Below are 17,250 nucleotides of genomic sequence, written 5' to 3'. Positions count from 1 at the left end.
CGGGGAATGTAGCACTCCCCCGCATGAATTTTGAAGCCCGGCGATGCCGCGGCTTTACGCCCCGGCGATCTGCTCCGCCTTCTTCACCAGAACCTCGGCCTGGCGGATCGAGGCATAGTCGATCAGGCGGCCATCGAGGGAAACTGCACCCTTGCCTTGTGCCTCTGCCTCCTTCATGGCGGCGATGATGCGGCGGGCCTTGGTGACGTCAGCCTCGGACGGGCTCATCACCTCGTTGGCGAGCGCGATCTGCGAGGGGTGGATGGCCCACTTGCCCTCGCAGCCCAGCACTGCCGCGCGGCGCGCCTGGGCCTTGAAGCCCTCCGCATCGGAAAAGTCGCCGAAGGGGCCGTCGATGGGGCGCAGGCCATTGGCACGCGCCGCCACCACCATGCGAGACACCGCATAGTGCCACATGTCGCCCCAGTGCGTGGCGCGTGAACCATCGGCCAGCGTGTCGGTCAGCACCACGTAGTCGGGGTGCGGGCCGCCGATCGAGGTGGTGCGGGCCTTGGTCGAGGCGGCATAGTCGGCCACACCGAAGTGCAGGGACTCGTTCCTGCGCGAGGCGGCGGCAATCTCGTTGATGTTCTGCATGCCGAGTGCGGTTTCGATGATGAGCTCGAAGCCCACGCGCGTTTTCCGGTTCTTCGCGGCCTCGACCTGGGTGACCAGCATGTCCACGGCGTAAACGTCAGCCGCGGTGCCGACCTTGGGGATCATGATCAGGTCCAGCCGCTCTGAACAGTTCTCCAGCACGTCAACGACGTCGCGGTACATGTAATGCGTGTCCAGCCCGTTGATGCGCACCGAGAGCTGCTTCTTGCCCCAGTCGATGTCACCGATGGCCTGGATGATATTCTTGCGGGCCTGTTCCTTATCGTCAGGCGCCACGGCGTCCTCGAGGTCGAGGAAGATCACGTCGGCCGCGGACTTGGCCGCCTTTTCGAACAGCTTGGGCTGGCTTCCCGGCACGGCCAGTTCGCTGCGGTTGAGGCGGGCGGGGGCCTGTTCAATGGTCTTGAAGCTCATGGTGGTGCGGTCCTTCTTGCAATTCCAGGCTGGGACTTAGCCCCCGTCGGTCGAGCCATGCAATTGGCCCAAAGACGGCCTGTGGAGGCCGGGCTTGATTCCGCCTCGCCCATGGGGCAATCGGGAGTGCTCTTGCTGTTTTCGAGGTGTTTTCCATGCCCGCCTACCGTTCCCGCACCACCACTCATGGCCGCAACATGGCCGGCGCTCGCGGCCTGTGGCGCGCCACCGGCATGAAGGACGAGGATTTCGGCAAGCCGATCATCGCCATCTGCAACTCCTTCACGCAATTTGTGCCGGGCCACGTGCACCTGAAGGATCTGGGCCAGATGGTCGCCCGCGAGGTCGAGAAGGCCGGCGGCGTGGCCAAGGAGTTCAACACCATCGCGGTCGATGACGGCATCGCCATGGGCCATGACGGCATGCTCTATTCGCTGCCCTCGCGCGAGATCATCGCGGACTCGGTCGAATACATGGTCAATGCCCATTGCGCCGATGCGATGGTCTGCATCTCGAACTGCGACAAGATCACCCCCGGCATGTTGATGGCGGCACTGCGCCTCAACATCCCCTGCGTGTTCGTCTCGGGTGGGCCGATGGAAGCGGGCAAGGTGGTGCTCTCCGGCGTCACCAAGGCACTGGACCTCGTTGATGCCATGGTCGCCGCGGCGGACGACAGCATTTCGGACTCGGACGTCAGCGCCATCGAGAAGGCCGCCTGCCCGACCTGCGGTTCCTGCTCGGGCATGTTCACCGCGAACTCGATGAACTGCCTCACCGAGGCGCTGGGCCTGTCGCTGCCCGGCAACGGCTCGACGCTGGCCACCCATTCCGACCGCAAGCGACTGTTCATCGAAGCGGGCCACCTGATCGTTGATCTGGCGCGTCGCTACTATGAGCAGGATGAGGAGAACGTGCTGCCGCGCAAGATCGCCAGCTTCGGCGCCTTCGAGAACGCCATGACGCTGGACATCGCCATGGGCGGCTCCACCAACACGGTGCTGCACATCCTGGCTGCTGCGCATGAGGCCGAGATGGACTTCACCATGAAGGACATCGACCGGCTGTCGCGCCGCGTTCCCTGCCTTTCGAAAGTGGCGCCTGCGAAGTCCGACGTGCACATGGAAGACGTGCACCGCGCCGGCGGCATCATGTCGATCCTCGGCGAACTCGACAAGGGCGGACTGATCAACCGTGATCTCCCCACCGTCCACACCCGCACGCTGGGCGAGGCGCTGGACCGCTGGGACATTTCCCGCACCAACTCCGAGTCCGTGCGCGAATTCTTCCGCGCGGCACCGGGTGGCGTTCCCACCCAGGTGGCCTTCAGCCAGTCGAGCCGCTGGGACGAACTCGACCTCGACCGCGCCAAGGGCGTGATCCGCGACGTGAAGCACGCCTTCTCGAAGGATGGCGGCCTCGCCGTGCTCTATGGCAACCTCGCGGAAGAGGGCTGCATCGTGAAGACGGCGGGCGTGGATGAATCGATCCTCAAGTTCACCGGCAAGGCCAAGGTGTTCGAGAGCCAGGATTCGGCCGTACACGGAATTCTGAATCGCGGCGTGGAAGCAGGCGACGTGGTGGTGATCCGCTACGAAGGCCCGCGCGGCGGCCCCGGCATGCAGGAAATGCTCTACCCCACGAGCTACATCAAGTCGAAGGGCCTCGGCAAGACCTGTGCGCTGATCACCGACGGCCGCTTCTCGGGGGGCACCTCGGGCCTCTCCATCGGCCACATGTCGCCGGAAGCCGCCGAGGGCGGGCTGATCGCGCTTGTGGAAGAGGGCGACACGATCGAGATCGACATCCCGAACCGCTCGATCCACCTTGCCGTGCCGGATGACGTGCTGGCCAAGCGCCGCGCGGCCATGCTGGCCCGTGGCGACAAGGCGTGGAAGCCCACCGAGAACCGCAAGCGCAAGATCACCACCGCGCTCAAGGCCTATGCCGCGCTGACCACCTCGGCCGCCAAGGGCGCCGTCCGCGTCGTTGAGTGATCGCATGGTGCTGCCGGCCAAGCTGCTGGAAGGCTATGCGAGCTTCCGCTCCGGGCGCTATGCCTCCGAGGCGCAGCGCTACCAGAAGTTGGGCGAGGGCACGCAGAAGCCGAAGGTGATGATCATCGCCTGCTGCGACTCGCGCGCGGCACCGGAGACGATCTTTGATGCGGGGCCGGGCGAGATGTTCGTGGTGCGCAACGTGGCGAACCTCGTGCCGCCCTATACGCCGGACGGCGGGCACCATGCCACTTCGGCGGCGCTGGAATTCGGCGTCATGTCGCTGGGCGTGCAGAACATCGTGGTGATGGGGCACGGTCGCTGCGGCGGCATTCGCGCTGCGGTGCAGGATTCACTCCCGCTCACTCACACCGATTTCATCGGCTCATGGATGCGCGCCATCAAGGACGTGACCCGCATCGTGCCGCGCGAAGAGGGCTGCGACGAGGCCGTCCATGAACGCCACATCGAGCGCGCCTCGATCGAGCATTCGCTGGCGAACCTGCGCACCTTTCCGTGGATTCGCATGAAGGAGAACAAGCGGGAGATCTCGCTGCACGGCGTGTGGTTCGATATCTCGCTGGGGGAGTTGCACGCCTATGACGAGGATGCGGCGGAGTGGGGCGCGGTCAAGGGGTGAGGCCCCTCGCATGAGCTCTTCCTAATATCGGAAAATACTCCTTGACAGCGCGCGCTCGATGTGCTAGAAGGGCGCATACTCGGAAACTGTGAGTGGTGATGAAGGCCGGCGGAAGCTGGCCTTTTTGTGTTGTCGTCCTCTCCCGCCTTGCGGGAGAGGACGGGGCCCCAACGAAGTTGGGGGAGGTGAGGGGATGCGGTCTCCGGCGGCTGCGACGCGCGTCCCCTTATCTCCCCGTTGCGTGCCGCAACGCGTCCCTTCTTCTCCCGCTGAAGGAGCGGGAGAAGACGTCAGGGTTATGGAGGTCTTCGTGATGCTGCTTCTGCTGCTGCTGCTACAGCTTCTTCAGCCCGGCCTCGATCTGCTCGCGCCTGCCTTCCAGGAAGGGCGGCAGCGACAGTGTGGTGCCGAGCTTGTCCATCGGCTCGTCGGTGGCGAAGCCCGGCGCATCGGTGGCGAGTTCGAAGAGCACGCCGTTGGGTTCGCGGAAGTAGAGGCTCTTGAACCAGAAGCGGTCTACCGGGCCGGAGTTCGGAACCTTCATGCTCTGCAGGCGGTCGGCCCAGGCTTCATAGTCCGCATAGGGGATGTTGAAGGCGACGTGATGCACGGCACCCGCGCCCTGCTGGGCGGGCGGCAGGGTCGGATCGACGGTGACGTGCAGTTCGCCGACCGCACCCGGTGCGCTCATCTTGTAGACATGGGTGCCGGCGAAGCTGCCCGTCGGCGTCATGTTCATCAGCTTGGTCAGCACCATGTCGGTGTGGCGGATGTCGGGGACACTCATGGTGATGGGGCCGAGGCCGCGGATCTGGTGTTCGGCCGCAACCGGGCTCTTGTCCCAGGGGTGTGCCTCGCCTTCGGCATCGACGGTGAAGGACAGGCGCTGGCCCTCATGGTCCTCGAAGGCGAGCGTCGGGCGGCCGGCGACATCGGCGATCTTGTCCTGCTTCACGCCGTTCATGGTGAGGCGGTGCTGCCAGTACTTGAGCGCGTCCTCGCTCGCCACACGGAAGCCGGTGCGGGTGACCGAATGCGTGCCGCGGCGCTCCTTGCCGACGGGCCAGTCGAAGAAGGTGATGTCGGTGCCGGGCGAGCCCACGCCATCGGCGTAGAAGAGGTGGTAGGCGGAGGTGTCGTCCTGGTTCACCGTCTTCTTGACGAGGCGCAGGCCCAGCGTGTCCGTGTAGAACTTGTGGTTGCCCGGCGCATCGGCAGTGACGGCGGTGAGATGGTGGAAGCCCTTGAGGTTCATCGGGGTTGGTCCGGCACGCCAGAAGGTGGCGGTGATCCTGTTGGGGAGCGGGTCTGCTCCGGAAATCCGGATATCGGGGTTTTGGCAGGGGATTTCAACAGTAATCGATCACGTTACGGATCAAATGGCGAACCACGGCAAGGCCAGGAAGCTCTTGGCCACGAAGGCATTGGCGAGGTCGACGAAGAAGGAGCCCGCCATGGTGATGAGCAGGAAGGCCTTGGGCGAGGGGCCGTAGCGGCGGCCCACTTCGTCCATGGTGGCCATGGCGACGGGCATGGAGGCGAGGCCGAAGCCGAGGAAGCCACCCGAGGCCACCGCTGCGTCATAGTCCCGCCCCAGCAGGCGGAAGAGGATGAAATAGGCAATCGACACCGTGACGATGACCTGGAGAACGACGTTCAGCATCAGCGGCACGAGGATGGCGGCGACCGAGATCAGCGGCGTCGACATCAGTGCCATGACCAGGAAGAGCTGCAGCGCCAAGGCACCGCCTTGTTCGATGGGGGCGAAATCGAGCTTGTAGCCGACCGCATCCGCCAGGTTGGTGATGATGACGCCGGCGATCATGGCGGAGAGGAAGCCCGGCAGCAGCAGGCCCCCATAGGCCGCGAATTCATTGAGCTTCTCGCCGATGCTGACGGCGAGCAGGATGAGGAAGACTGTGGCGAGCAGCGAGTCGGTGCGGGTACCTGGTGTCGCAGGTTTCTCGGTGACAGGTGGCGCGAAGGTGAGGTCGGTCGGACCGCTGCTGCTGCGCAGCTTGTGGCGCTGGATGATCCAGCCGGTGATGGGGCCGGAGACGAGAGCACCTGCGATGGTGGCGAGCGTCGCAGCGCCGATCGCGACCACATGGGCATTGGCGAGGCCCTGCGCATTGAGCTCCCGCGCCCAGGCCATGGCGGTTCCCGGGCCGCCGACGAAAGACAGCGAGCCCGCAAGTATGCCATAGGCGGGGTGCGTGCCCCAGGCAGCCGCCAAGAGCGCGCCCGAGAGGTTCTGCGCGACCAGGGCCAGCACGGTGACGGCGCAGAGGATGACCAGCGGCTTGCCGCCGCTCTTCAGTGTCGAGAGCTTGGCGGAAAGCCCGATGGAGGTGAAGAACACCAGCAGCAGCGCATCGCGCGTGCGCTGGCCGAAGGCGATGTCGATGTGGGCGGTGAGCTGCAGAATGAGGATCAGCACCGCGACGATCATGGCGCCGACGACGGCGTTTGGCATGTCGAGGCGGCTGAGCAGAGGAATGGATTGCCGCACCCAGCGCCCGGCGAAGAGGGCGACGAGGCCGATGAGCACGGTCGCGAGTTCGCCCAGCTGGAATTGCTGCATTGTGTCCATGAATCGTCCCCCACGTCCGGTGTGATGCTAACACCTGGGAGGTGGCGTGCAACTGGCTGGTGGACGCGATGCAAGCCTTCCTAAATGCCGTCATCCCGGCGAAAGCCGGGACCCCGCTTTGCGTCAGCACTCGCATTCAAGGAAGCGGGGCCCTGGCTTTCGCCGGGGTGACGGCAATAGGAGAGCATAAAAAAGAGGATGGCCGGGACGAGCCCGGCCATGATGTTTCCCGATGAGGGCAATGGCGTGAACTAGCCGCCCTGGATTCTCGGCAGCAGGTAGATCTCAGCGCCCTCCGGCAGTTCTGTTCCCCAGCTGTCGCGGAAGATGCGGCCGTCGATGGAGACGGCCACCCCGCGGGCGAGGTGGGGGGCCATGCCGGGATAGGTTTCCTTGAGCTTGCGGAACAGCTCGCGGATGGTATTTGCATCGACTGAAACGACGGACGCTCCGCCCGCTGCCGGACGGAGCGCCCCCCAAAGGTGTATCTCGGCCAATCAGCCTTTCCTGGCCGCCTCGAGCGCCTTGAGGACGCGCGGGGGCGACATGGGAACATGCGTCATGCGGACGCCGAAGGCGTTCGACATGGCGTTGGCGATGGCGGCGAGCGGCGGAACGATCGAGGTTTCGCCAACGCCGCGCACGCCATAGGGGTGGTTGGGGTTGGGGATCTCGAGGATCTGCGTGTCGATCATCGGGAGGTCGGAGCACACCGGGATACGGTAGTCGAGGAAGCCCGGATTCTGCAGGCGACCGTTCTTGCCGTAGATGTACTCTTCGTTCAGCGCCCAGCCGATGCCCTGTGCGGCACCGCCCTGGTACTGGCCTTCGACATAGGTTGGGTGCACTGCCTTGCCGGCGTCCTGGATGACCGTGTAGCGCACGATCTTGGAACGGCCGGTTTCCGGATCGACCTCGACGTCGGCGATGTGCGTGGCAAAGGAAACGCCAGCGCCATCAGCGACGATCTCGGAGTGGCCCGCCACCGGACCGCCGGTGTTGCCGGCCGCCGCCGCGATCTCCTTGAGGGAGAGCGGCGTGAGGTTGCCGTACTTCTCGCCCACGGCCTTGGCGTGGCCGTCTTCCCACGTCACGTCGTCCACCGAGATTTCCCACATCTTGGCAGCACGCTCACGCAGCACCGTGATGGCGTTGCGGGCGGCGAAGATGCCGGCCATCGAGGAGGAGAAGGTGCCGCGGCTGCCGTCGGTCATGTCATTGTGGCCGAGCGTGCCGGTGTCGGCGACGATGCACTTCACCTGCTCGTAAGGCACCCCCAGCTCTTCGGCCACGCACAGCGCGATCGAGGCGCGCGAGCCGCCGACATCCACCGTGCCGACCGTCAGCGTCACCGAGCCATCGGGCCCCACGTTGATGTCGGTGCAGGTCTGGCCGCCGAAGTTGAACCAGAAGCCGCAAGCCATGCCGCGACCCTGGTTCTTGCCCAGGGGTGCGGACATGTGCGGGTGCTTCTTGGCGGCTTCCAGCGTGGCGCCGATGCCGATGGGCCCATAGACCGGGCCGTAGGAGGCGCGGGTGCCCTGCTTCGCTGCGTTCTTGATGCGGAAGTCCACTTCGTTCATGCCGATCTTGTGGGCGAGTTCGTCGACGACGCTCTCCACCGCGAAGGCCGCCATGGGGGCGGACGGTGCGCGGTAGGCCGCCGTCTTCGGGCGGTTCACCAGCACTTCATAACCGACCGTGCGGACGTTCTTGAGGTCGTAGCAGGCGAAGGCCGTCATGGCGCCGAGTTCGGCCCACATGCCGTAGTAGGGGCCACCGGAGAAGCGGAGCGTGGCATCTGCCGCAACGATGGTGCCGTCCTTCTTGGCGCCGATGCGGACGTCGATCGACGTGGCCGAGGTCGGGCCGGAGGCGCGGAACACTTCGTCACGCGACATGGTGAGCTTCACCGGACGGTTGGCCTTGCGCGACAGGGCGAGGGCAACAGGCTCGGCCCAGACGTGCGTCTTGCCGCCGAAGCCGCCGCCGATTTCCGACGAGGTGACGCGCAGCTTGGACACTTCCATGCCGAGCAGCATGGCGCAGTGGTTGCGATAGACGAAGTGACCCTGGGTGCAGACCCAGAGTTCGCCCGTGCCATCGGGCGACACGGAGGCCACGCAGGCATGCGGCTCGATGTAGCCCTGGTGCGTCTGCTCGGTGCGGAAGGAGCGCTCGACGATGACGTCGGCGTCCTTGAAGCCCGCGTCCACGTCGCCGTGGCCGAACTCGGTGCGCTTGGCGATGTTGGAGGCCTTCTTGGGCTTCGGCTCCACGCCTTCGGTGAACATCTTGGGGTTCACCAGCGGGGCGTTGGGCTTCACCGCCTCGTCCACGTCGGTGACGTGGGGGAGGATCTCGTAGTCCACCTTGATCAGCTTCAGCGCGGCGCGCGCCGTGGGCGCATCGACGGCGGCAACGGCGGCCACGGCATGGCCGTCATACTTGGCGATGCCACGTGCCATGCAGTTTTCCAGGATGTCATACATCGACTGGTCGCCAGCAGTGTGATCGGGAAGATCAGCCGCCGTGATGACGGCCTTCACGCCTGCCAGCTTTTCAGCCTTGGACGTGTCGATCTTCTTGATCTTTGCATGGGCATGGGGCGAACGCAGCACGAGGCCGACGAGCTGGCCCGGCAGGTTGAAGTCCGCGCCATAACGCGCGCGGCCCGTGACCTTGTCGAGACCGTCCGGACGGAGCGGGCGCGTGCCGACGCTCTTGAAGTCGGTCTTCGTCAGGATCGGGTCATGGACGACGGTGGGCGTCACATGGTTCGGCGCATCCTCGAAGGGATGGGCCATGTTGCCGTCCGCAGACGGGACGGCTGTCGCGTTTTCCGAAGCTGCCATTGTCGTTATCCCCTCATTACCTTGGCGGCGTCCTGGACGGCGCGCACGATCTTGTCATAGCCGGTGCAGCGGCAAAGATTGCCAGCCAGACCGAAGCGGATTTCTTCCTCGGTGGGATCGGGGTTCTTTTCCAGCAGCGCCTTGGCGGCCATCAGGAAGCCCGGGGTGCACACGCCACACTGAAGTGCGGCATGCTCGAGGAACTTGGTCTGCAGCGGGTGGAGCTCGGTGCCGGTGGACAGGCCCTCGACCGTCTCGATCTCGCGGCCTTCGGCCTCGACGCCGAGCATGAGGCAGGAGCAGACGACGCGGCCGTCGACCTGCACCGAGCACGAGCCGCAGTCACCCGTGCCGCAGCCTTCCTTGGCGCCCGAAAGGCCGAGGCGGTTCCTGAGCACGTCGAGCAAAGATTCATGCGGGTCGCAGGCGAATTCGACGGTGTCGCCGTTGATGGTGGTGGTGACGAGAACGCCCATATCACTTACCTCCTGCGCGCGTGTACGCAATCTGTGCGGCGCGCTTGGCCAGCACGGCGGCAACCTTGGTGCGGAACTCGATGGTGCCGCGCTTGTCATCGATGGGCTTGCAGGCGGCGGAAGCAGCCTCGCCCAGCTTCTCGAGGGCGGCGGCGTCGAGCTTGGTGCCGATGATCGCCTTGGCGGCAGCCTTCACCAGCAGCACGGTGGGCGCAACCGCGCCCAGTGATACGCGGGCATCCTTGATCACGCCCTTCTCGCCGAGCGTCAGGCTGACGCCGGCAGACACGACCGCGATGTCCATCTCGGTGCGCGGGATGAAGCGCAGATAGGCATCGCCCGACTTGCCCTTGCGGGCCGGAAGCTCGATGGCTTCGATCAGTTCGCCCTTCTTGAGCGAATTCTTGCCGGGGCCGACCGGAACGTCTTCGACGGCAACCTTGCGCTTGCCCTTGGGGCCCTGGATCACGGCCTTGGCGCCAGCGGCGACGAGGGCCGGAACGCTGTCGGCGGCGGGGGACGAGTTGCACAGGTTGCCGGCAACCGTGCAGCGGCTCTGCACCTGCTTGGAGCCGATGAGGCCTGCGGCCTCGACGACGCCCGGCCAGGCCTTGATGAGGGCCTTGTTCTCGTTCATCTCGGCGCAGGAGACGGCGGCGCCGATGGTGAATCCGCTCGCTGTCTTCTTGATTTCGCGCATCGCCTTGATGCGCTTGATGTCGACCACGAGGTCGGGTTCCACGAACCCGCCCTTCATGCGCACGAGCAGGTCGGAACCGCCCGCGAGCACATAGGCGCTCCCCTTGGCCTTGGCGAGCAGGCCAACTGCCGCCTTGGTCGTTTCTGGTGCTTCATATTGCATGTCACGTCACCTGTTTGGAATTTCGCTGGGCATTTTGGGCCAACCGGACCCCAAAGGTCAACCACCGTGGCGTGTCAGCGCCATGAATGCGGCGCACGGGAGACCCGGCCATGGTGCGGCGCGGCGTTGACTTGGAGGCGCGCGGCGGGGGAATGTCGCGCCAGCACGGGGAAATGTCGAGAACAGGCGATGCAGGCGGCGGAAAACATGGGCGACGGGGGCGTTGCAGAGGCGCGGGTCAGGGCGCTTCCCCTGTGGAAAGGCACCCTGACGGTGACCCCGCTGAAGGGCGGCGTGAGCAATGCCAGTTTCAAGGTCACTGATTCGACTGGAAGCTTTGTCGCCCGGCTGGGCGGCGACTATCCCTTCCACCAGGTTTCACGCGAACGTGAAGCGGTTGCCTCGCGCGCCGCCTTCGAGGCCGGGCTGTCGCCGGAACTCGTCCATGCCGCGGACGGGCTGATGGTGCTGCGCTATATCGAGGCCCGCACCTATGCCGAGGCCGACGTGCGCGCCAATGCGGAACCTTGTGTCGACATCCTGAAGCGCTGCCATGCGGAGATGGGCAGGCGCATCGCGGGGCAGGGGGCGATCTTCTGGGTGTTCCAGATCCTGCGCGACTATGGTGCGACGCTCATCCGCCACGGCCACCGCCATGCGCCCGACGTGCCGCGCCTGATGAAGATCGTGGACCAGCTGGAAGCAGCCCAGCTGCCGCTGCCCATCGTCTTCGGCCACCATGACATATTGCCCACCAACTTCATGGATGATGGCAACAGGCTTTGGCTCATAGACTGGGAGTACGGTGCCTTCGGAACGGCGATGTTCGACCTCTCCTCCATTGCCGCCAACAACTCCTTCGATGCGGCGGGCGAGAAGCTAATCCTCGAGCGCTATTTCGAGCGCGAACCCCAGGAAGCGCTGTGGCGCGCCTTTCATGCCATGAAGGCGGCGAGTGCGCTGCGCGAGGCGGTGTGGGGCATGATCTCGGAACTCTTCCTCGCCGCGCCCGGTGTGGACTATGTCGCCTATGCGAAGGAATATCTGGGCCGCTTCGATAGGGTCCATGCAGACTATCTCACGCGATACGGAGCCTGACCCAGATGAACCGCAGCGACTGCGAAGCCCTCGACGCGCAAGACCCGCTCAGGCACAAGCGCGCCGCCTTCTCGATCCCCGAGGGCATGATCTATCTCGACGGCAATTCGCTGGGCGTGCTGCCGGTGAACGTGCCCGCCCGCGTGGCCGAGGTAGCGACGAAGCAATGGGGCGAGACGCTCATCAAGTCATGGAACGAGCATGGCTGGTTCCACCTGCCGCAGAAGATCGGCGACCGCCTGGCGCGGCTCATCGGCGCGGCCCCGGGCAGCGTGATTGCGGGCGACACCATCTCGGTCAACCTGTTCAAGCTGCTCGGCGCCGCCGCCAAGCTCAACCCGTCGCGCCGGGTGATCCTGTCGGACAACGGCAACTTCCCCTCCGACCTCTATGTGGCGCAAGGGTTTCGGGACCTGATGGATGACGGCTATGTGCTGAAGGTGGTTGCGCCTGAGCAGGTGATGGACGCCATCGACGAGAGTGTCGCCTTCACCATGATCACCGAGATTGACTATCGCACCGCGCGGCTGCACGACATGAAAGCGGTGACGGCGAAGGCCCATGCCAAGGGTGCCCTCACCATCTGGGACCTCGCGCATTCGGCTGGCGCGACGCCGGTGCAATTGCAGGCGTGCAATGCCGATTTCGCACTGGGCTGCACCTACAAGTACCTGAACGGCGGCCCGGGTGCCCCCGCCTTCCTCTATGTGAAGCCGGAGCTGCAGGACAAGGTGCAGCCGCCGCTGTCGGGCTGGTGGGGGCATGCGGCACCCTTCGCCTTCGACCTCGAATACAAGCCCGCACCCGGCATCATCCGCAACCAGTGCGGCACGCAGCCCATTCTGTCGCTCGCCGCCCTTGATGCGGCTTTGGACGTGTGGGACGACGTGGACATGAACGTGCTGCGCACCAAGTCACTCGCCCTGTGCAAGACCTACATCGACCTCGTGGAGAGCCGCCTCTCGTCGCATGGCGTGAAGGTGGCGGGCCCGCGCGACATGAATGAACGCGGATCGCATGTGTCGATCCACCATCCCCAGGGCTATGCCGTGATGCAGGCGCTGATCGCCGCCAATGTGGTGGGCGACTTCCGCGCGCCTGACATGATGCGCTTCGGCTTCACACCGCTCTACACGAGCTTCGCGGAGGTGTGGGACGCGGTCGACATCCTCGCCCGCATCCTCGACAGACAAGAATGGAACCAGCCGCAGTTCCTGGCGAAGAAGGCGGTCACGTGATCATCGACATCACGCAGGGCCTGTCGCCCGGCATGGCGGGCTTCCCTGGCGATGCTGAGTATGAGGAGGGCTGGACGTTCAAGCTTGGGCCTGACTGCCCGGTGAACGTCTCGCGCGTGAGCTTCTCGGTCCACTGCGGCACCCACGCCGATGCACCGCTGCATTACGATGCGAATGGCGCCACCGCCGCCGCGCTGCCGCTGGAGCCCTATATCGGCCCTTGCCGCGTCATTGATGCGCGGGGTGCTGGGCCGCTGTGCGAACCGGCTGACATTGCCGCTGCACTGGAGGGTGCACCGCCGCGCATCCTGCTGCGGCTGATGGACGTGCTTGACCCGAAGGTGTGGCCCACGGGCTTCCGCGCGATTGCCGCGGAAACGGTGGAACTGCTGGCGTCCAAGGGTGTCGTGCTTTTCGGCATCGACACGCCGTCTGTCGATCCGGAAACCTCCAAGACGCTGGCGGCGCATCATGCCTGCCGGAAGGCCGACATGCGCATCCTGGAAAACCTCGCACTCTCGCATGTGGAGCCGGGCGACTACGAATTGATCGCGCTGCCGCTGAAGTTCGAGAACCTGGATGCGAGCCCGGTGCGGGCGGTGCTGAGGCGGTGACAACGCAACATCATTCCCCTCCGTACACCCACAAGGGGGAGGGGGACTTCATGGTCCTCACCCCTCCCAGCCATAATCCTTGCGCGCCGCCTCCACCGTCACCAGCCCGGCGGTGATGTCCGCCTCCAATGCCGCGCGGTCGCGCGTGTGGGGCTTGCCGAAGCCACCGCCGCCGGGGAGTTCGAGGACCAGCGAGTCTCCTGCGTCGATGATGTGCATGCCCTTGTCGGGCAGCTTCGAACCAGAACCACGCCCGGCCGATCCCACGCAGCCGGGAGAACCCCCTTCGCGGCCTTTCGCGGGGTGGATGATGCGGTCGAAGGTGGCCGCCGAGATGGCGAAGGGCGCGTCCTCGGTGTTGGCGATCTCGATCGTCTGCGAGACGCCGCCGCGCCATTGGCCTGCCCCGCCCGAGTCAGCGAGATAGTGCTTGCGCTTGAAGTAGAGCGGGCACTGCGTCTCCGTCACCTCGATGGGAATGGTGCCGACGCCTGACGGGAAGGCGGTGGTGTTGAGGCCATCCTTGCCAGGCCTGCCGCCGATGCCGCCGAGGCCCATGTTGATCACGGCGAAGCGCTTGGCCTTGGCCGTGAGCTCCGGTGGCACGCGGCCATGCGCGGAATAGAGCGAGAGAATCCAGATGGGGCCCGCACTCTCGGCCTGCACCGTGCCGGGCAGCGCCTGCGCGAGGCAGCCGAAGACGCTGTCGGCCAGCATCTGGCCGATCACGTGGCGCGCGGTGACGGGCGAGGGGCGGATGGGGTCGACGACGCTGCCGGGCTCGGTGATGAGATCGAAGCAGGAAAGCGAGCCGATATTGTTGGGCACATGCGGCGCGATGACGGCCTTCAAGCCGAACACTGCATAGGCATGGGTGTAGGTGCGGGGAGAATTGATGCCGAACAGCGAGGCGGGCGAGGTTCCGGAGAAATCGACCGTGATCTTGCCGTTCTTCACAATGAGCTTGGACTTGAGGCTGAGTTCACGCTCGTAGCCGTCGAGTGGCATCTCGTAGGACCATTCGCCTTCCGGCAGGGCCTTGATCGCCGCGCGCGCACCCTTTTCGGACTGGGTGAGGATGTGCTTCGCCAGCGCGTCGAGCGAGGTGAGGCTGAATTCCTTCATCATGTCGACGAGGCGGCGCCCCCCCGTGTCATTGGCACTGATGAGGGAGAGGATGTCGCCGCGCACTTCGACGGGCGAGCGCGAATTGGCGAGGATGATGGCGAGCAGTTCTTCGTTGAGCTTGCCTTCCTTGCGGATGCGCGAATGCGGGATCAAGGTTCCCTCTTCAAATGAAGAGTTTGCCTTGGCCGACATGCCCACACCACCCACGTCGATGACGTGGCAGGTGGAGGCGAAGAAAGCGACGAGCTTTTTGCCCAAAAACACCGGCGTCATCATCACGTAGTCGAACAGGTGCCCGGTGCCGAGCCACGGGTCATTGGTGATGAACACGTCGCCCGGCTTCATCGTGGACTGCGGGAAGTGCTTGAAGAAATGTGCAACCGCCGTGGCCATGGTGTTGACGTGGCCGGGCGTGCCCGTCATCGCCTGGGCGATCATGTTGCCCTGAGGGTCATACACACCGGCGGACAGATCGCCCGCCTCGCGGGTGATGGTGCCGAAGGCGGTGCGCAGGAGGGACTGTGCCTGCTCCTCCACCACCGCGATCAGGCGGTTCCACATGACCTGCGTGCGAATGGCAGCCAAGGCGTCTTTGCTTGTGTCCTTGCTCATCGGCTGCGCTCCAGAACGATGTAACCAAGCGAGTTGATGGTGGCGTTGAAATTGGCGCCGACGATGGTCGACGTCTCGTCTTCGGCGATGATGGCGGGGCCCTTGATGGCGGAGCCCGGCTTCATGTCGAAGCGCCAGTAAACGGGCGCCTGCACCTGCTTGCCCAGCGCCGGATCATAGATGGTGCGCTTGGCGCGTGGCTTGGGGGCTGCCTTCTTTGCGGCCTTCGCGGCGCGTTTCGGCTTTGCGGCCTTCGACGACACGGTGACCGACCAGGTGATGGCTTCCGCCTCCTGGTTGGGGATGCGCAGGCCATAGACCTGCTCGTACAGCCGCTCGAACTCGGCCTTCAGCTTCGCGCCGTCGGCCCCGGTGAGCTTCTTCACCGGCACGCTCACGCGGATTTCGTGGCCTTGCCCCACATAGCGGCAGTCGGCGATGACGTGGAGCGTCGGCTTGGTCTTGCCGAGTGCCGGCGCGACGACGGCGCGGGCGTCTGCGGTCATGGTGGTGAGCAGCTTGTTCACGCGTTCGGCGTTGAAATCCTCGAGCGAGACGACCGCACTCTTGGTGATCTCATAGGCGACGGGTGCCCGCAGGAAGCCGATGGCAGAGCCCACACCCGCGCCCTTCGGTACGATGATGGTGCTGACGCCAACCTTCTCGGCGAGACGACAGGCATGCAATGGCGCACCGCCGCCAAAGGCGATCATGGTGCAGGAGGCGATGTCATGCCCGCGCTCGATGGCGTGAACGCGTGCCGCGTTGGCCATGTTCTCTTCCACGATCTCGGTGACGCCCGCGGCGGGCCAGAAGTCCTTGAGGCCCAGCCTGTTGCCGATGTGCTTCTGCAGCGCCTGCTTGGCCGCCGCCTCATCGAGCGGAATCTTGCCGCCCGCAAAATAGGCGGGGTCGATCTTGCCGAGTGCAAGATTGGCATCCGTCACGGCGGGTTCCGTGCCGCCGCGGCCATAGCAGACGGGGCCGGGTGTGGAGCCCGCACTGTCCGGCCCCACGGTGATGCGCGACAACTTGTCGACGCGCGCGATGGAGCCGCCGCCCGCGCCGATCTCCACCATCTCGATGACCGGAATGCGCACCGGAATGCCGGAGCCCTTCATGTCGCGATAGGCGCGCGCGATCTCGAACTTGCGCGCCCGCTCCGGCTCGCCATTGGTCAAGAGGCAGATCTTCGCCGTGGTGCCGCCCATGTCGAAGGAGAGGACGTGGGGGAGCGCGCATTCCGCCGCGATCTGCGCCGCGAGGATGGCGCCGCCGGCGGGGCCTGACTCGACAAGGCGGATCGGAAAGCGCGCCGCCGTTTCCAGCGTGGTGAGGCCGCCGCCGGACATCATCAGGAACAGCGGTGCGGAGAGTTTCATGTCCTTCAACTGGTCGCGCAGGCGATAGAGATAGCTCGCCATCAGCGGTCGCACATAGGCATTGGCCACCGTGGTGGAGAAGCGCTCGTATTCGCGGATTTCCGGAGCGACCTCGGAGGAGATGCAGATGGTCACGTCCTTGGGCAGCAGTCTCGCCAGCAGCGTGGCGACGCGCTTCTCGTGATGGTCATGCGCATAGGCGTGGAGGAAGCCGATGGCGACTGACTTCACGTCTTCCGCGATGATGCGCTGCGCGAGGCCCTTCACCGCGCCCTCGTCCAGCGGCAGCAGCACGCGGCCATCGGCAGCGAGGCGCTCGGCAATTTCGAAGCGCAGCGTGCGGGGCGCCAGCGGGGCCGGGCGGTCGATCATCAGGTCATAATGGTCGAAGCGCTTCTCGTAGCCCTGCTCGATGATGTCGCGGAAGCCTTCCGTTGTGATGAAGGCGGTGCGGGCACCCTTGCGCTCGATCAGCGCATTGGTGGCGAGCGTGGTACCGTGGATGAAGACGCCGATGTCCTGCGGCTTGAGGCCCGAGGCCACCAGAACCAGCCTGAGGCCTTCGATCACGCCCAGTTCGGGGGCGTGGGTGGTGGTCAGCACCTTGCCGGACCAGCGTTTGGCGCCATCCTCCAGCACGATGTCGGTGAAGGTGCCGCCAATATCGGCTGCGAGTTTCGCGGTCTTTGCCATGGCGCTTGGTTAGCCCGTTCAAGAGGCATT

General features: G+C 65.2%; 14 protein-coding genes. 5 read left to right on the top strand and 9 right to left on the bottom strand.

Annotated features, from left to right (window positions below):
- Positions 1-54: 54 nt before the first annotated feature.
- Positions 55-1,032: a CoA ester lyase gene (locus tag WCJ41_RS01880; protein ID WP_336904124.1), complete on the bottom strand. Its 978-nt coding sequence runs from the start codon at positions 1,030-1,032 to the stop codon at positions 55-57.
- A gap of 155 nt (positions 1,033-1,187) precedes the next feature.
- Here WCJ41_RS01880 and ilvD point away from each other — a divergent pair, with 155 nt between their 5' ends.
- Together ilvD and WCJ41_RS01870 are read left to right on the top strand one after the other, a co-directional pair.
- Complete coding sequence (gene ilvD, locus WCJ41_RS01875; RefSeq protein ID WP_336904123.1) at positions 1,188-3,029, top strand: dihydroxy-acid dehydratase; 1,842 nt, start codon at positions 1,188-1,190, stop codon at positions 3,027-3,029.
- 4 nt (positions 3,030-3,033) lie between these two features.
- Positions 3,034-3,669 (top strand): carbonic anhydrase, encoded by a 636-nt coding sequence (locus tag WCJ41_RS01870; protein WP_336904122.1) that lies wholly within the window; start codon positions 3,034-3,036, stop codon positions 3,667-3,669.
- 334 nt (positions 3,670-4,003) lie between these two features.
- Here WCJ41_RS01870 and WCJ41_RS01865 read toward each other — a convergent pair whose 3' ends face one another.
- From WCJ41_RS01865 to WCJ41_RS01840, 6 genes are all read right to left on the bottom strand, one after another.
- Positions 4,004-4,924 (bottom strand): ring-cleaving dioxygenase, encoded by a 921-nt coding sequence (locus tag WCJ41_RS01865; RefSeq protein ID WP_336904121.1) that lies wholly within the window; start codon positions 4,922-4,924, stop codon positions 4,004-4,006.
- 120 nt (positions 4,925-5,044) lie between these two features.
- Positions 5,045-6,262, bottom strand: a complete 1,218-nt coding sequence (locus WCJ41_RS01860) for a sodium/glutamate symporter (RefSeq protein ID WP_336904120.1) — start codon at positions 6,260-6,262, stop codon at positions 5,045-5,047.
- Between the two features lie 251 nt (positions 6,263-6,513).
- Positions 6,514-6,759, bottom strand: coding sequence for a MoaD/ThiS family protein (locus WCJ41_RS01855; protein ID WP_336904119.1), 246 nt, complete (start codon positions 6,757-6,759; stop codon positions 6,514-6,516).
- Entirely contained in the window at positions 6,760-9,117 is a 2,358-nt protein-coding gene (locus WCJ41_RS01850; protein WP_336904118.1) for a xanthine dehydrogenase family protein molybdopterin-binding subunit, read from the bottom strand. It abuts the gene before it with no gap.
- 5 nt (positions 9,118-9,122) lie between these two features.
- Positions 9,123-9,593: a (2Fe-2S)-binding protein gene (locus tag WCJ41_RS01845; RefSeq protein WP_336904117.1), complete on the bottom strand. Its 471-nt coding sequence runs from the start codon at positions 9,591-9,593 to the stop codon at positions 9,123-9,125.
- 1 nt (position 9,594) lies between these two features.
- Positions 9,595-10,455, bottom strand: a complete 861-nt coding sequence (locus WCJ41_RS01840) for a xanthine dehydrogenase family protein subunit M (protein ID WP_336904116.1) — start codon at positions 10,453-10,455, stop codon at positions 9,595-9,597.
- A 189-nt stretch (positions 10,456-10,644) separates the two neighbouring features.
- Here WCJ41_RS01840 and WCJ41_RS01835 point away from each other — a divergent pair, with 189 nt between their 5' ends.
- From WCJ41_RS01835 to kynB, 3 genes are read left to right on the top strand one after another with little or no spacing between them, the layout of a single operon-like run.
- Positions 10,645-11,553, top strand: a complete 909-nt coding sequence (locus WCJ41_RS01835; protein WP_336904115.1) for a choline/ethanolamine kinase family protein — start codon at positions 10,645-10,647, stop codon at positions 11,551-11,553.
- A 5-nt stretch (positions 11,554-11,558) separates the two neighbouring features.
- A complete protein-coding gene (gene kynU / locus WCJ41_RS01830; protein ID WP_336904114.1) occupies positions 11,559-12,791 on the top strand; it encodes a kynureninase in 1,233 nt (410 codons plus the stop codon).
- Entirely contained in the window at positions 12,788-13,405 is a 618-nt protein-coding gene (kynB, locus tag WCJ41_RS01825; protein ID WP_336904113.1) for an arylformamidase, read from the top strand. The genes kynU and kynB overlap by 4 nt, the downstream gene beginning before the upstream one ends.
- A 57-nt stretch (positions 13,406-13,462) precedes the next feature.
- Here kynB and WCJ41_RS01820 read toward each other — a convergent pair whose 3' ends face one another.
- Together WCJ41_RS01820 and WCJ41_RS01815 are read right to left on the bottom strand one after the other, a co-directional pair.
- A complete protein-coding gene (locus WCJ41_RS01820) occupies positions 13,463-15,145 on the bottom strand; it encodes a hydantoinase B/oxoprolinase family protein (protein WP_336904112.1) in 1,683 nt (560 codons plus the stop codon).
- On the bottom strand, positions 15,142-17,220 hold the full coding sequence (locus WCJ41_RS01815; RefSeq protein WP_336904111.1) for a hydantoinase/oxoprolinase family protein: 2,079 nt from the start codon (positions 17,218-17,220) through the stop codon (positions 15,142-15,144). The genes WCJ41_RS01820 and WCJ41_RS01815 overlap by 4 nt, the downstream gene beginning before the upstream one ends.
- Positions 17,221-17,250: the final 30 nt, after the last annotated feature.

Origin of the sequence: Aestuariivirga sp. (genome assembly GCF_037139295.1) — a bacterium.
Taxonomy (GTDB): Bacteria; Pseudomonadota; Alphaproteobacteria; order Rhizobiales; family Aestuariivirgaceae; genus Aestuariivirga.
Note: the sequence above shows the minus strand (reverse complement) of the source record. Positions and strands in the feature narration are given on the sequence as shown.

Excerpts from the sequence above, each read along its gene's own strand:
- WCJ41_RS01880 (WP_336904124.1), bottom strand. The coding sequence starts at position 1,032 with ATGAGCTTCAAGACCATTGAACAGGCCCCCGCCCGCCTCAACCGCAGC.
- ilvD (WP_336904123.1), top strand. The coding sequence starts at position 1,188 with ATGCCCGCCTACCGTTCCCGCACCACCACTCATGGCCGCAACATGGCC.
- WCJ41_RS01870 (WP_336904122.1), top strand. The coding sequence starts at position 3,034 with ATGGTGCTGCCGGCCAAGCTGCTGGAAGGCTATGCGAGCTTCCGCTCC.
- WCJ41_RS01865 (WP_336904121.1), bottom strand. The coding sequence starts at position 4,924 with ATGAACCTCAAGGGCTTCCACCATCTCACCGCCGTCACTGCCGATGCG.
- WCJ41_RS01860 (WP_336904120.1), bottom strand. The coding sequence starts at position 6,262 with ATGGACACAATGCAGCAATTCCAGCTGGGCGAACTCGCGACCGTGCTC.
- WCJ41_RS01850 (WP_336904118.1), bottom strand. The coding sequence starts at position 9,117 with ATGGCAGCTTCGGAAAACGCGACAGCCGTCCCGTCTGCGGACGGCAAC.
- WCJ41_RS01845 (WP_336904117.1), bottom strand. The coding sequence starts at position 9,593 with ATGGGCGTTCTCGTCACCACCACCATCAACGGCGACACCGTCGAATTC.
- WCJ41_RS01840 (WP_336904116.1), bottom strand. The coding sequence starts at position 10,455 with ATGCAATATGAAGCACCAGAAACGACCAAGGCGGCAGTTGGCCTGCTC.
- WCJ41_RS01835 (WP_336904115.1), top strand. The coding sequence starts at position 10,645 with ATGCAGGCGGCGGAAAACATGGGCGACGGGGGCGTTGCAGAGGCGCGG.
- kynU (WP_336904114.1), top strand. The coding sequence starts at position 11,559 with ATGAACCGCAGCGACTGCGAAGCCCTCGACGCGCAAGACCCGCTCAGG.
- WCJ41_RS01820 (WP_336904112.1), bottom strand. The coding sequence starts at position 15,145 with ATGAGCAAGGACACAAGCAAAGACGCCTTGGCTGCCATTCGCACGCAG.
- WCJ41_RS01815 (WP_336904111.1), bottom strand. The coding sequence starts at position 17,220 with ATGGCAAAGACCGCGAAACTCGCAGCCGATATTGGCGGCACCTTCACC.